At 39.8% G+C, this 15,992-nt stretch carries 11 protein-coding genes; 4 read left to right on the top strand and 7 right to left on the bottom strand.

Annotated elements, in window-relative coordinates:
- Nucleotides 1–34: 34 nt before the first annotated feature.
- From mazG to dgt, 4 genes are all read right to left on the bottom strand, one after another.
- The gene (gene mazG, locus JEP71_RS07915; protein ID WP_198626059.1) at nucleotides 35–832 is read right to left on the bottom strand and encodes a nucleoside triphosphate pyrophosphohydrolase; all 798 of its coding nucleotides are present in this window, start codon (nucleotides 830–832) and stop codon (nucleotides 35–37) included.
- Between the two features lie 102 nt (nucleotides 833–934).
- Entirely contained in the window at nucleotides 935–3,172 is a 2,238-nt protein-coding gene (relA, locus tag JEP71_RS07910) for a GTP diphosphokinase (RefSeq protein WP_198626058.1), read from the bottom strand.
- 71 nt (nucleotides 3,173–3,243) lie between these two features.
- Nucleotides 3,244–4,569: a 23S rRNA (uracil(1939)-C(5))-methyltransferase RlmD gene (rlmD, locus tag JEP71_RS07905; RefSeq protein ID WP_198626057.1), complete on the bottom strand. Its 1,326-nt coding sequence runs from the start codon at nucleotides 4,567–4,569 to the stop codon at nucleotides 3,244–3,246.
- 389 nt (nucleotides 4,570–4,958) lie between these two features.
- The gene (gene dgt, locus JEP71_RS07900; protein ID WP_198619413.1) at nucleotides 4,959–6,467 is read right to left on the bottom strand and encodes a dGTPase; all 1,509 of its coding nucleotides are present in this window, start codon (nucleotides 6,465–6,467) and stop codon (nucleotides 4,959–4,961) included.
- A gap of 127 nt (nucleotides 6,468–6,594) precedes the next feature.
- Between dgt and mtnN the strand changes: the two genes are divergently transcribed.
- Together mtnN and btuF are read left to right on the top strand one after the other, a co-directional pair.
- Complete coding sequence (gene mtnN, locus JEP71_RS07895) at nucleotides 6,595–7,290, top strand: 5'-methylthioadenosine/S-adenosylhomocysteine nucleosidase (protein ID WP_196532240.1); 696 nt, start codon at nucleotides 6,595–6,597, stop codon at nucleotides 7,288–7,290.
- Between the two features lie 104 nt (nucleotides 7,291–7,394).
- A complete protein-coding gene (btuF, locus tag JEP71_RS07890) occupies nucleotides 7,395–8,222 on the top strand; it encodes a vitamin B12 ABC transporter substrate-binding protein BtuF (RefSeq protein WP_198626054.1) in 828 nt (275 codons plus the stop codon).
- Between the two features lie 268 nt (nucleotides 8,223–8,490).
- Here btuF and erpA read toward each other — a convergent pair whose 3' ends face one another.
- Nucleotides 8,491–8,835, bottom strand: a complete 345-nt coding sequence (erpA, locus tag JEP71_RS07885) for an iron-sulfur cluster insertion protein ErpA (protein ID WP_006534944.1) — start codon at nucleotides 8,833–8,835, stop codon at nucleotides 8,491–8,493.
- Between the two features lie 275 nt (nucleotides 8,836–9,110).
- Between erpA and hemL the strand changes: the two genes are divergently transcribed.
- Nucleotides 9,111–10,397: a glutamate-1-semialdehyde 2,1-aminomutase gene (gene hemL, locus JEP71_RS07880; protein ID WP_198619410.1), complete on the top strand. Its 1,287-nt coding sequence runs from the start codon at nucleotides 9,111–9,113 to the stop codon at nucleotides 10,395–10,397.
- A gap of 311 nt (nucleotides 10,398–10,708) precedes the next feature.
- Complete coding sequence (locus JEP71_RS07875; protein WP_198619409.1) at nucleotides 10,709–11,068, top strand: hypothetical protein; 360 nt, start codon at nucleotides 10,709–10,711, stop codon at nucleotides 11,066–11,068.
- Here JEP71_RS07875 and mrcB read toward each other — a convergent pair.
- Nucleotides 11,045–13,351 (bottom strand): bifunctional glycosyl transferase/transpeptidase, encoded by a 2,307-nt coding sequence (gene mrcB / locus JEP71_RS07870; protein ID WP_109371560.1) that lies wholly within the window; start codon nucleotides 13,349–13,351, stop codon nucleotides 11,045–11,047. The two genes, JEP71_RS07875 and mrcB, sit on opposite strands and share 24 nt — an antisense overlap.
- Nucleotides 13,352–13,494: 143 nt before the next feature.
- On the bottom strand, nucleotides 13,495–15,927 hold the full coding sequence (gene hrpB / locus JEP71_RS07865) for an ATP-dependent helicase HrpB (RefSeq protein ID WP_198626095.1): 2,433 nt from the start codon (nucleotides 15,925–15,927) through the stop codon (nucleotides 13,495–13,497).
- Between the last annotated feature and the right edge of the window lie 65 nt (nucleotides 15,928–15,992).

Here is a 15,992-nt window from a genome sequence, read left to right as displayed (position 1 = left end):
TATGTCACGTTGACGTTAATTTGCGTGTCACAATTCACTCAACCTGTTGTCTTTTTGCTTTCTGCCAACAGATCTCCATCTCTTCCAATGAGGCATTTTCTATGCCTATACCTTCTTCTGAGAGCATTTTTTCAACAAAACGAAAGCGTTGTTCGAATTTTCGACAAGCTCGATTTAATGCTTGCTCCGGTTTCTGTTTTAAATGGCGCGATAAATTCACCACAGAAAACAGTAAGTCACCCAGTTCATCTTCAACTCGAGAAGCATCTTGAGGCTCTTTTTTCACTTCAGCCATCACTTCATCAATTTCTTCATAAACTTTACCTAAAACAGGCTCTAGTTCATTCCAATCGAAACCCACTGAAGCACAACGCTTTTGAATTTTTTCTGCTTTCATTAAGGCAGGCAAAGTAGCAGGAATATCGTCTAACAGAGAAAATTGATCTTTGGCTTCACGCTCTTGGGCTTTGAGTTTTTCCCAACGATGCTTTTCTGTAGCTAAATTATTGTCACTTTCAGATGCAAAAATATGAGGATGGCGACGTTCTAATTTATTGCTAATAGCTTCGCAGACATCATTAAAATCAAATAAATTTTGCTCTTTTGCCATTCGTGAATAAAAAACAACTTGATAAAGCAAATCACCCAACTCTTCTTTTAAATCAGAAAAATCTTTACGAGCAATAGCATCTAACACTTCATAGGTTTCTTCTAATGTATAAGGTGCGATAGTGTCAAAAGTCTGCACTTTATCCCATTCACATCCACTATTAGGATCACGTAGCTGCGCCATAATTTCTAATAAACGAAAGATTTCACGATTTTCTGACATCATATTGCCTTTTAAATAAGAGTTAGCTTTATTCTACCTAACACGTTTTTAGATAAAAAAATGCCGAGAACAGTAGTCTCGGCATCTTATCATTTTAATATTTTAGTGAGAAAAGCGTTTCGCTTCTATCACATCAGGCAACTGATTAAGTTTTGCCAATATACGACCTAATACTTGGAGATTATAAATCTCAATATTCATATCGATTGTCGCAATTTGTTGCTTCACATCGCTACGGCTACTCACACCCAGTACGTTTACTTTTTCATTGGCTAAAATTGTCGTGATATCGCGTAATAACCCACTACGATCATTCGCTACAACACGTACTACCAATGAATAACCACTGGAATAATTCTCTCCCCATACCGCATCAACAATACGCTCTGGTGCATGAGAAAGTAATTCAGCCAGTTGCTCACAGTCAGCACGGTGAATCGAAATACCACGACCTTTAGTAATAAAACCGACAATATTGTCACCCGGAATAGGCTGGCAACAACGTGCAATATGGTGCATTAAGTTACCCACACCTTCGACAACAATACTTCCACCCGAACCAGTGGTTCTTGGTGCTGGCGTTTTGTTTTCGAGTGTCCGCAGTGCTTCTTTATCTTCATCTTCTGCTGTGGCTTTATTCAATCGACTTTGAATAAAGTTTACCAACTGATTGATTCGAATATCACCGACACCAATACCTGCTAATACTTCATCAACACTATGAACGTTATAACGTGCGATCAGCAGTTTTTCTGCTTCTTTCATGTTGATATCCATATGCGCCAATTCGTTATCTAAGATCTGACGCCCCGCAAGAATATTTTTATCGCGATCTTGCTTACGGAACCAATTGTGAATTTTCGCACGTCCTCGGCTTGTCGTGACATAACCTAAGTTAGGATTTAACCAATCGCGGCTTGGATTTGGGTGTTTTTGCGTAATAACTTCAATTTGGTCGCCCATCTGTAATTGATAGCTAAATGGCACAATACGCCCGCCAATTTTTGCTCCAATACAACGGTGCCCCACATCACTGTGAATATGATATGCAAAATCAAGCGGTGTAGAACCCGCAGGTAAATCAACCACATCACCTTTTGGCGTAAACACATAAACCCTGTCATCAAAGACTTGGCTACGAACTTCATCCAGCATTTCGCCAGAATCCGCCATCTCTTCTTGCCATGCAATCAGTTTACGTAACCATGCAATGCGGTTTTCATAGCTGCCTGTACCACCTTTCGTCGCAGCGCCTGTTGCACCTTCTTTATATTTCCAGTGCGCAGCCACACCCAATTCAGCATCTTCATGCATTTGTCGAGTACGAATTTGAATTTCAACCGTTTTACCTTCAGGCCCTAAAACAACGGTATGAATAGATTGGTAACCATTTGGCTTTGGATTTGCAACGTAATCATCAAATTCATCGGGTAAATGGCGGAAATGAGTATGCACAATACCTAATGCGGCATAACAATCTTGAAGACGTTCTACGACTATACGCACCGCTCTCACATCAAACAGCTCATCAAATGCAAGATTCTTTTTCTTCATTTTGCGCCAGATACTATAGATATGTTTGGGACGACCATAAATATCTACATCAACATTCTCTTCTTTCATATAACCGCGTACTGTACTGACAAAATTATCAATATACTGTTCGCGGTCGATACGACGCTCATGAAGCAAGCTGGCTATTTTCTTGTATTCATCAGGATGAAGATAACGGAAACAGAAATCTTCTAATTCCCATTTTAATTGTCCAATACCCAATCGGTTGGCTAATGGTGCATAAATATTAAAACACTCTTTTGCAGCCAGTACGCGCTCATCTTCTGTGGCATCTTTCACTTCTCGTAAATGGGCTATACGCTCTGAAAGTTTGATGACCACACAACGGAAATCTTCCACCATAGACAACAACATACGGCGAACATTATCCACCTGAACAGAACTTGTTTCATTGGTATGCGTTGCTTTTAACTGGCGTATGGCGTCCATTTCCATTACACCACGAACTAAGCTCCAAATCGCATCACCAAAATGTTCAGTAACGATTTCCTGATCAATAAGATTTTCTTCAGCAAGTGGGAAAAGAAGCGCTGCCCTCATGCTGTCTTTGTCCATGCTTAATGTCGAAAGAAGCTCAACCATTTCAACACCACGCCACAATAGCAGTTCGGCATCTTCATGCCCTTGAACAGTACGATGGCAGTATTCCCAGGTTTGCATGATTTCACTACCCGCATTGACATGGGTTAAGTTCAAGCTGTTGACCCATTTATCAACAGCAAACTCTCCTGCAGGTGTTAAGTGAGCACTTCTTACTGCAACCATATTCTCTCCCTACACGGTATAAATCTTATTTGCGACTTATTTACTGGCTAACTGTTTATTTTCGACTAAATTTATTTTCGACTAAACAGTGCCATTGATTCCAGATGACCCGTTTGTGGAAACATATCCAACATTTTTAAACCAGTAAGCTGATATCCAGAATCTAATAATATCTTACTATCTCTGGCTAACGTGGTCGGATTACAGGAGACATACACGATTTTTTCTGCGGATAACTTCACAATATGTGACATTACCTCCAAAGCCCCTGCTCTTGCAGGATCTAACAATACTTTGTTAAACCCTTCTTTCGACCACGGCATCGCAGAAAAATCAGACGATAAATCTGCATGCCAAAAATACGCATTACCTAATTGGTTTAGTTCTGCATTTTTTTTCGCCATTTCAACCAGTGCGGGCACACCTTCTATACCCACCACTTCACTGACGCGTTTTGCAATAGGCAAAGTAAAATTCCCCATACCACAAAACAGATCTAACACGCGATCTTCTGGCGATAAATCAAGCCACTCAATGGCCTGAGCAACCATCTTAGGATTTATTTCATCATTCACTTGAATAAAATCAGTGGGTGCAAAACGTAAATTAAGACCTTCTATTTGATAGAAGGGTTCCTTCTCAATTGAAGTTAATCGTGCTATCTCGCTATTATCACCTGCAAGATACATCGTAACTTGATGAGTTTGAGAGAAATCACGCAAACTCTGTTTATCACTCTCAAGCAATGGCGATAAATGGCGTAAAATAACCAGCGGTCCATTATCAGCGAGTACCATTTCAACATGCCCTAAATCACGTACTGATGTTAAATTTTTAAGGCATGTCCAAAGAGGAGACAATAAATCATTTAGCTGTGGCTTTAATACTGGGCATTTTTTTATCATGACCAAATCATTAGAGCGCTCTTGGCGAAAACCCATCACCAACCCTTTTTCTGGTTGATAACGTAATCCCAATCTTGCTCTACGGCGATAGCCATATTCGGCTCCCGCAATCACAGGCTCGGCTGAAATAATTACACCCGTTTCACGCTTAATAAGGTGCGATAACACACCTGCTTTTGTTGTACGTTGTAGCGCAATAGGTACATGCTGCTGCTGACAACCACCACAACGCTCATAATATTCACAATGAGGCGCTATACGCTGTTCGCTGGTAGTCAAACGCTTAATAACCTCGCCTTTAGCAAACTGGCGCTTTTCTTCTGTTAAACGAATACGAGCAGTTTCTTGTGGGAGTAATCCTTTTACAAAAATCGTTTTGCCCTCAGCATGAGCAATACCTTGACCATTTGCATCCAATGCACTGGCGGTCACTTCCAGAGTTGTTGCCTGTTTTTTCACAGGACGTTTTTTAGGGGAATAAAACTGCACCATAGTATTAAATTAAGTATCAATGACGGATTAACAGTGAAATGACATCGTTTTAGAATACGCTGTATGTTTTTCAGCGTTACATGAATGACTATGCATTTCAGAAGAAAACATGGGGAGAGTATAACATCGAACAAGTTATTTACTTAACTGATATAAGCAATATTTTTGTTAAATTGAGAAAACTTTTAATGATAACAACCTAAGATACTTGTTTTATGGATTTTATATTGTTCTATAACTAACAAATATTATATATAACTTTTATATTGAATATATTTACAATTAATAACATCTATTTTCTGTTATTTTAATAAATCTTTATTATCACTAAGAAAAGTCTAAAAATTATCACCAATCAATTAGATAGCGTTTCTCTTAATGATTATAAATTAATCACAAACCATTAATTTCCTATATTCTTCATAAGCATAATGATCGGTCATTCCACTGATATAATCTTGAATTAATCTTGTTCGATAATAAAACTCTAAAATCTTTCCTTTTTCAGAATTTATATCATCTAGCTTTTCTAACATCTCGTTATAAGCCAGTTTATGTTTAACAGAAAGCTTATGATATAAACGCGTCTCAATTACATATTTAGGATGTTCATTATATTTATGCAATCTTAAAAAATCTTCAGTTGATAATAAAAGTAAGGGCTTATAGATATCAAGTAATCCACTGATTACACGATATCCTTTCATTTCAAGCTCTTCAACTTCAGGATGGCTAAATACCCATTTTTTAGCGACACTTTTTAATGTCGTTAATAAACGATGCTCCGCACTATTTCCTTCAAGCAAGGCATGATTAAAGCTCCCTTCATAAACTTGGGGAAGGTTTTTTATAAAACGGTACGCCGTATAAGGCACTAATTTTCCAGTAATATAAACTCGTAAATACATAAAAAACTGGTCTTGCATACTGCGTTTGGCTTCATTTTGATCGACTTTTTTATAAGCACGATTCACAGTAATATCGAATAAATCACCTTCGATCACATCACCATTTTCACGCCATGCATCTCGTAAAAGCTGAACAAGGCGGTTGATATCAAAAATCCCCTTTTCTACCGCATCATCTAAATCCGCAATGCAATAAGAGATGTCGTCAGCCGCTTCCATAATATAAGTGAGAGGAAAGCGACAAAATTCCCCCATATCTAATTTTTCTTGCACTTCTTTTACGAATGCTAATTCAGACCAGTAATACCCCGGTTTTTTCATTAAATAGCTATATTCTTTAGGCACTTCCCCTTGCCAATAAGCAGGACGGGTATATTTCAATACACAACCTATTTGAGCATAGGTTAAATTCAATTTAAGCAGATGATGCGCCATTCGAATCGCTTGAGCATTCCCTTCAAATTGACATAAATCTTGGCGTAAAGTTTGTCGCAATTCATTTAATTGCACTTTAGCTGAATACTGCATAGGAATAAAAGGACAACTATCGAATTCGGCTGTCGCCTCTGGTGATAATACTTTTTGAAACCAATGCTTAATCGCGGCTTCACCAAAATGTCCAAAAGGCGGGTTACCAATATCATGCATTAAGCACGCCATCTCAATTAAGCTTTCTAAACTATCAATACGATCACTTAAACCATATTCTTCAAGCTTATTTTGTTTCTTTAATTCGCCAATAATCTGTTTAGCGATATAACGCCCAATTTGTTGAACTTCAAGAGAATGAGTAAGACGGCTACGTACAGCAGAATTTTGCTCTAGGGGAAAGACTTGCGTTTTTTGTTGTAAACGACGAATAGCGGCTGAGTTAATAATACGTCCACGATCACTTTCAAATTGACGAGAAACCTGTATTTCATCGTTAATATCGATATCACTGCTGTTATATTTGCGTTGATAATTTAACTTCAGCTTAAAATCGATCATTTCTGTCCTCTTTCTGGTTTCGATGAAACGAATTCTCTATTCTTTGTGTTATATCGTGTTTTTCCGATAGATGTTAAACTCTATTTAAATTTCTATTTATTATTAACCTACAAGTGAGTATGACACAATGAGAGTTGGCGTAATAGGTGCAATGGAGCAAGAAGTCACACTTCTGCGTGAGAAAATTGAAGATTGCCAAATCTTATCTCGTGGCGGCTGTGAAATCTATACAGGCACAATCAACGGTGTTGATGTTGCATTATTAAAATCAGGTATTGGTAAAGTTGCAGCAGCGATTGGTACAACATTATTACTTGAGCATTTTCGTCCTGATGTCGTTATCAATACTGGCTCTGCGGGTGGCTTAGACTCAAGATTAAATGTCGGTGATATCGTTGTTTCAACGGAAGTTCGCTATCACGATGCAGATGTTACTGCGTTTGGTTATGAACCTGGTCAAATGGCACAATGTCCTCCTGCTTTTATTGCTGAACCCAAACTTGTTCAAATAGCAGAAGAATGTATTGAATCGCTAAAATTAAATGCTGTTCGCGGTTTAATTTGTAGTGGTGATGCCTTTATTAATGGCGCTGAACCTTTAGCCCGTATTCGTCGCACATTCCCAGATGTTGTAGCCGTAGAAATGGAATCAACCGCGATTGGCCATGTTTGCCATCAGTTTGGCACACCATTTGTTGTTGTTCGTGCTATTTCTGATGTAGCCGATAAAGAATCGCACTTAAGTTTTGATGAATTTTTATCTGTTGCTGCAGAACAATCAAGCTTAATGGTGACAGCGATGTTGGATAAATTAAAAGACTAATTAAGTCGAGATAATTCTAATATTGCTTTATCAATATCCCGCCTTTATTTTTTGCTTATTCTAAGATAAAAAATAGGTGGGTATTTTTTACTATTGGAAATGTAATGCGTTTATTTATCAATTTAGGGTTATTACTCTGTTCATTATTTTGGTTCAATTTCGCCATTGCTATCACGCCCGCTGATCGTGTTATTACACTATCACCATCTGCCACTGAAATGGCTTATGCCGCAGGTATGGGTGATAATATTGTCGGAGTTAGTGCTTACTCTGATTATCCAGAGGATGCTAAAAATATTGAACAAGTTGCCAATTGGCAGGGTATTAATATAGAGCGCATTCTATTATTAAAGCCTGATTTAGTGATTGCATGGCAAGGCGGTAATCCACAACGTTCATTAGATCAATTAAAAGCTTTGGGTATTTCTATCATTTATTCTGATCCACAAAGTATTGAAGAAATCGCAGACGATCTCGTTACTCTTTCCAATTATAGCCATCATCCTGATATAGCATTAAAAAATGCCCAACAATTGCGCCAGCAATATCAAGCGTTACAGCAAAAATATGTATCAAATATATCGAATCACCCTAAAAAAAAGGTGTTTATTCAGTTTGGGATGCAACCTTTATTTACGACATCAGCTCGCACATTACAGAGCCATATTACAGCGCTTTGTGGTGGGGAGAATATCTTTGCTAATAGCCCTGTCACTTGGCCTCAAGTAAATCGTGAGCAAGTACTTACAAAGCGACCTGATTTGATTGTATTCAGTGGTAAAGCAGAGCAAATACCTACCGTACAAACATTTTGGCAACCCCAGCTTACTGTTCCAGTTATTGCTATTGATGAAGACAGTTTTAGTCGCCCTTCACCACGTATTATTAATGCAGCACAGCAAATCTGCGAAGCCATCGCTAATAATGAATGAGTGATTTTATGAAATAAGCTCAGAAAGAATAAAGAAGAAAAAAAAATTTTAACCGACAGACAAAAGTCGTGAGCGAGCAAGCAGTGCAACAAGGCAGACAGCGCGCAGTAAGCGGAGCATACATAAGTATGTGAGCATTACGAGCACTGCTCTAACGCCGTGGCACTACTGCACAGCCACGACGCCAAAGAAGATAAACAGCACAAAGCATTACGAGCGGTGCTATAACGCCACAGCACTACTGCACAGCCACGACGCCAAAGAAGGATCAGATACTAAAAGAAGAGCCGCAACCACAGGTACTCTTAGCATTAGGATTAGTTACAATGAAACGCGAACCCTCTAACCCCTCGGTATAATCCACACAACCGCCCACTAAATACTGCAAGCTCATAGGATCAACCACTAAGGCAACACCTTGTTTTTCTATGGTCATATCGCCTTCGTTCATTGCATCATCAAAGGTAAAACCATACTGGAATCCGCTACAACCGCCACCCGTGATATAAACACGTAAACGCAGATTTGGATTTTCTTCATCTGCAATCAGATCTTTTACTTTATTTGCAGCCGCGTCAGTAAATTGTAACGGCAGAGCCATATCATCACTCATTGTTCACTCCAGACTGGGTATTCCAGCAAAAAAACAGCCAGCAAAAATTTATCTTTCTTGCTGATATAATGTGATGATTATCTAATACCTGCTCATAACCTTCAAGTTTGTTGTGGACAAAATACACTTTTTGCTACCTATCACTTTTTACGATAATTCACATACTCACAATAACAGTGATAAATCAAAATCTTGTTGCCGTGTATTTGGCTTCATCTGCGCGGTGCTTTAGAATACGCCTTAATCTTACGCTCACCCATCATTAGGAGTCTGACATGAGCAAGTCTGAAACGCTTTATAATCTCGCACAACAAGTGATCCCCGGCGGTGTCAACTCACCTGTTAGAGCATTTAACGGTGTAGGTGGAACCCCTCTTTTTATTGAACGTGCTAATGGTGCGTATATTTATGATGCCGACGGACGCGCTTACCTTGACTATGTTGGCTCATGGGGACCGATGGTATTAGGACACAACCACCCTGCTATTCGCGATGCAGTGACTGATGCGGTACAAAAAGGTTTAAGCTTTGGAGCCCCAACAGCCGCTGAAGTTGAAATGGCAAACCTAGTCACTGAACTTGTGCCATCAATGGACATGGTTCGTATGGTGAACTCGGGCACAGAAGCGACAATGAGCGCCATTCGCCTTGCTCGTGGCTATACTGGACGTGACAAAATCATCAAATTCGAAGGTTGCTATCACGGTCACGCTGACTGCTTATTAGTAAAAGCAGGCTCTGGCGCATTAACTATGGGACAACCTAATTCACCAGGTGTACCTGCTGATTTTGTCAAACACACCTTAACTTGCACTTACAACGACTTAAACTCTGTACGCCAAGCATTTGAAAACTATCCTGAAGAAGTCGCTTGTATCATCGTGGAGCCCGTTGCTGGCAATATGAACTGTGTACCACCTAAAGCAGACTTTTTACCGGGTTTACGTGCGTTATGTGATGAGTTTGGTGCTTTACTGATTATTGATGAAGTTATGACAGGCTTTCGCGTGGCATTAGGTGGCGCACAAGCCTATTACGATGTTGATCCTGACTTAACGTGCCTTGGTAAGATTATCGGTGGCGGTATGCCTGTAGGTGCTTTTGGCGGACATATGGATGTAATGTCTAAACTCGCGCCAATTGGCCCTGTTTATCAAGCAGGAACCTTATCAGGCAACCCTATTGCAATGGCAGCAGGTCTAGCGTGTTTACACGAAGTTTCACAGCCAGGTGTTCATCAAACATTAGATGAGCTAACAACGATGCTAGCTGACGGTTTACTTGAGAAAGCTCAACAAGCAGGCATTCCAATGGTTATCAACCATGTTGGTGGTATGTTTGGCCTATTCTTTACTGATGCGAAAGAAGTCACTTGCTACCAAGATGTGATGAATTGTGATGTCGAGCGCTTTAAACAATTCTTCCACTTAATGCTGGAAAAACGCGTCTACCTTGCGCCTTCTGCATTTGAAGCGGGCTTTATGTCTATCGCTCATACAAAAGAAGATATTCAACGCACTATTGATGCGGCGGAATATGCTTTTGAAAAAATGAAAGGCTAGTTTAAATATCCCTTTATAAAAGCCAGTCAGTTCACAATTGTGAAGTGACTGGCTTTTTATTATTGGCTTTAGCCAGTTTAAGTCGCGTCAGCGTCTTAAATCATAACCACCCGTTTTACGGGCGGTTATGGTTTCTTTTTCCTATCCAATATCAATAGAAGTATCATTTTTGACATCTTTGAATTAAATTCAACCCATTGTTGCCATAATGACTTTAAAACACAAATCGAAGCGTCATATTTGATACTTTCGTGTTAAATTTAATCATTTATTGCCATAGTGGCTTTAAAATACGACTCAAAGTATCAAAAATGAGCCTTAATAAAATTTTGAAGACAATCGATGATTTATCAGCTGAAGAAAAAACAAGGCTATTCTTAGAATTAAACTCTAAGCAAAAATCAAATAACTATCGTTATTTCAATGAGATATGCAACCCTGAAAAATCACTTAATCTATTTGCACTAGAAGAGCATGAGATTAAAAAAATCATTACCTTAGAGCTAAAAAAGCAAGGCATTACCTATGAAGAGATGGCTATGCAAATTGATATTAATCTTAAACTTGCTCAAAATAACTACGCTATAGCAACAAAAAACAAACGGCACTTACGTGCCGTTTTTATTTTACCTAACCTACGTGATGACTTACTCAGAAAACAGATCTTGTAACCACTTTGGCGCGCCACTTTCATCGGTATCTTGCTGAACGGGCGTACACAATCCATCTGGGTTTGATGTCCATACTGGCAATGTACGCACTCCACCGCCATAACAAGCAAAGTTACCTTGGGCATCAACAGACATCTCTGCGATATCTTCTGGTGCTGGTGGATTTAATTTCAACGGTGCCTGATTCTCTAAATAGTTACGATACAGCAATAATGCCCCTGTTGAACCCGTTAAGTTCGTTGGACCATTATTGTCACGTCCCATCCATGAAATCGTCACTTCTTTGCCGTCAATCCCCGCAAACCAACTATCACGTAAATCGTTAGTGGTACCCGTTTTACCCGCAAGGTTGTAATTACCAAATTTTGGTTTTAATACACGCCATGCTGTTCCTGAATTCACCACTTGCTGCATACCAAATAGCGTCATATAAGCCGCTTGAGGTGAAACAGTGGTTTCCGCTTGAGGATAACTTTGATAAAGCACTGTACCATCTTGGGCAATAACAGAGCGCAATGATGATAGTTTTGCACGATTACCTAAACTACCAATTGTTTGGAAGGTTTGAGCCACTTCCATTGGTGTTAAGTTTAATGCACCTAATAGCATCGCGGGTACTTTTTCCAGATTTTCCGCTGGGGCGCCCAAGTTAATCCAAGTTTGAATTACTCGATCTAATCCGACTTCTAAACCAAGATTTACAGTAGGTATATTGCGTGAGGTTGCTAATGCATCCACCAGCATTAATTTACCTTTATAACCGCGATCGTAGTTACGGGGTTGCCAAGGCTTACTCCCCGGAATAGGCACTGAAATAGGTTCATCAGCAAGCCATGTATTTAAACGAAAACGATCAGGCTCACTTAATGCCGTTAAATATGTGGCAGGTTTTGCCAGAGAGCCAATAGAACGACGTGCTGATAATGCGCGGTTAAAGCCCGCATATTGTGGTTGAGAGCCTCCTACTAACGCCCTAACTTCACCACTTAAACGGTCAACAACCACCATTGCCCCTTCAAGATCGTCTATTTTACGTGTTTTACGTAAATCAGCGACACCCACTTCAACCGCTTTTTCAGCCGCGTCTTGCGAGACAGGATCTAATGTTGTGAAGATTTTCGTACCCGATAAATCTTTTACTTTATCGCCTAGGGTTGTTTGTAACTCTTGGCGAACCAATTGCATAAACGCAGGTTGAGGCGTTAACGCTTCACTACGTGGCTTCACCCCTAAAGGACGCGCACTAAGCACGTTATAAAGCTCTTGGTCGATTATCTCTTGGGTTTCCAGCAGTTTTAATACTACATTACGACGCTCTAACGCCGCTTTTGGATTACGCCAAGGGTTATAAGCTGATGCACCTTTAACCATACCCACTAAAAGCGCTTGCTGATCAAGGCTTAGTTCATCAACGGGACGACCAAAATAATAAAGGCTAGCTAATGGGAAACCACGGATCTGTTCATCACCACTTTGCCCTAAAAAGACTTCGTTAAGATACAGCTCTAAAATGCGATCTTTGCTATAACTCGCATCCATAATGATTGCCATATAGGCTTCATTAAGCTTTCTTTTTAGCGTTCTTTCGTTAGTCAAAAATAGGTTTTTCACTAACTGTTGCGTTAACGTACTACCGCCTTGAACCGCTTTACCCGCAGTAAAATTCGCTAATACAGCACGACCAATAGAATACAGGCTGATACCGTCATGCTCATAGAAGCGACGATCTTCTGTTGCAATTAACGTATCCACTAATAACTGTGGAAATTTGTCTCTTGCTAAGAATAAACGTTGCTCACCATTTGCAGATTGCATCATGGTAATCAGCTTAGGATCAAGACGGAAAAAACCAAATTGGCGCTGATTATCCATGTTAGTGATACTAACAAGTGAATTTTGCTCAAAGGCTAATTTAGCTAAAATTTGCTCTTCACGACCATCAGGGAAATCAAATGGTCGGCGCAACATTTCAATGGTGTTGCCTCTTACCACAAACTCGCCAGGACGTGTGATTTTGTTAACATTGCGGTATTGCATACCCTCAAGTAAGCTCACCATCTCTTTTTGGCTATAATTCATGCCCGGTTCTAAGTTAACGGTACGTCCGTAAACCGCAGCAGGTAATTCCCAAACATTGCCATCAAGGCGCTCTTTGATTTGAGAATGTAAATAAACACCATAAATGCCCATTAAAACCGCAACCACAATGGCGATTTTGACAAATAACCAAAACCAAGAACGACCTCTTTTGGTTTGTTTCGCTGGTCTTTTCTTTCTACTCATGAACTGTATCTCTCATTAAAACCCCTTTATCACGGGATAAAGAAGCCTAACATTGTCGCTATTTTTCTGTGTGATCCCACAAGAAAGCTCTCAAATACGAATAAAACTAGAGCATATTGATCTGGGGTGAAACTAATATTCATTTATTGGCTATATTTTTTTACTCGCCGAGTCGGTGCCGTATTCGCTGGATCATCAGGCCATAAATGCTTTGGATAGCGCCCTTTCATCTCTTTTTGCACCTCTTTATAACTTCCTGCCCAAAACGTGGCTAAATCTTGTGTTTTTTGGATAGGACGATGTGCTGGTGACAATAATTCCATGACTACAGGCAATTGACCATTCGCAATAATAGGGCTTTGTTGTTCGCCATAAACTTCTTGAATACGAATAGCAATCACAGGCGGCAACTCCAAATCATAATTGATAATCACTTTTGTCCCTGTCGGCGCCAAATAATGCGTTGGAAATAAGCTTTGAAGCAACTGATTTTCATGCCATGTTAATTGATTTTTAATAATCGTATTAATATCAATTTGTTGTAATGCTTTTAATGTCTGAACTTCTCCAAGTTCAGATAAGAGCCATGTTTCTAACGTTTCAAGTAACACAGCTTCTTCTAAATCAGGCAATAACGCTTCTGGGCACCACTTTTTCGCTAAAGAAAGACGAATAAAAAACTGTTGAGTCTCTTCACTAAGTGCTAAAGCACTTAAGCCGTTCTCTCTTAACCAATTCAATAACGCTTGTTGCATTTGCTGTTTATTGGGCTTGTCGAGTTGACGCTGACTTAAGGTTAATCGCCCTAATTGACGTTGTTGCCATGCAACTAACGTACCGCGTTTTTCATCCCATTCAACCGTGGTATTATTTTCAATAAGCTTAGGAAAGGTAGCTGATATTTCATCAATATCAATAGGCAAAGCTAATAAAATACGGACATCAGCATAATGTGCATTTTGCAGTAATAATGGCGCTAAAATCCACGGTGCATTACTCATAGATTGCGAGTCATCCATCATAGCACCTTGCCCATTTGCTAAACGAAAACGCCCTTGATTATCACGATTTTTAGCAATCCTATCAGGAAATCCTACCGCTAATAATGAACCTAACAATTCCGAGCAAAACGTTCCTTTTCGATGTTGAGAGAGCTGTTTTTCACGTCGCGACCAGAAGGTATTCTTTTGTTGTGCAATCCACTCTAGATTAATTTCTTGTCCTCTTGGAGGCTCTTCTAAAATTGCACATAGACGTGCAGCAGTAACAAGATGATTATCACTTTGCTCACTCGCATAATCCAAAATTGCTGCTAATCGAGGCTCAATGCCCCATTGCGCCATACGTGAACCTCGTGGTGTTAATCCACCTTGTTTATCTATCGCCCCAAAACGATACAATAACTCTTTAGCGGCATGTAATGCTTGTGGTGTTGGTGTATCCAACCAGTTCAACTGATTAATATCACGACATCCCCACTGCAAAACAGAAAGCCATAACGATGATAAATCACTGCTTAATATTTCAGGCAATTGATGAGAAGCAACGCGCTCTGCTTGTTCTTGGCTTATTAAATGCCAGCAAATACCTGCCTCAAGACGCCCTGCTCGCCCAGCTCTTTGCGTTTGTGATGATTGACTAGTTCGTTGACGCAATAAGCTAGTGACACCACTTTTCAAATCAAATTGAGCGCGCTTTTCAATAGCACTATCAAGGACTAAACGAATTCCTTCAATGGTAAGACTCGTTTCTGCGATATTGGTCGCAAGAACGACTTTCCGATAACCTTTCTCTGTGGGTTCAATCGCTTTTTGTTGTTCAGCTAATGAAAGCGCACCATAAAGAGGAAATAACAAAACATTGTTATCCACTTTATCTTTTAGAATGTCAGCAACACGCACGATTTCGGCACTACCCGGCAAGAAAATCAGCATGGAACCCGATTCTTGCGCAAGTAATCGTAAAGCCATAGTGGCAATTTCTTGCTCAAAGGGTTGATGTGTATTGATAGGAAAATAGACTCGTTCTACAGGATAGCTACAGCCTTCAGCGCTGATCATAGGAGCATCCGGTAATAATGCGGTGAGCTTTTGATTATCCAATGTTGCTGACATAATCAACACACGCAAATCATCACGTAATCCCATTTGTACATCGAGCAATAAAGCCAATGCTAAATCAGCCTGTAAACTGCGTTCATGAAATTCATCTAAAATCACAAGGCTTACGCCAGCCAACTCAGGATCTTGCTGTAACATACGGTTTAATACCCCTTCTGTTACCACTTCAAGTCGAGTTTTTGAGCTGACTTTGCTTTCCGCTTTCATTCGATACCCCACCGTATTGCCAACTTCTTCATTTAGCTGACTGGCTAAACGATAAGCAATACTTTTGGCAGCAATTCGTCTTGGCTCTAATAAAATTATTTTGCCATCAAAGCAATTTTGCTCCAGTAAATAAAGGGGAAGCGCCGTGGATTTACCTGCACCAGTGGGAGCATGAAGCAAAACTTGTGGGGATTGTTTTAACGCAGCAACGATTTTTTCTGTTACATCAAAGATTGGCAATAAATGCACACAGGCTCCATGATTCATTAACTTTCTTGGCTTGGCATTGTAGCATTAGCGCTTTATTAAAGGTC

Source organism: Proteus sp. PR00224 (genome assembly GCF_016238105.1).
Taxonomy (GTDB): domain Bacteria; phylum Pseudomonadota; class Gammaproteobacteria; order Enterobacterales; family Enterobacteriaceae; genus Proteus.
This window is presented reverse-complemented; position numbering and strand designations above follow the sequence as displayed.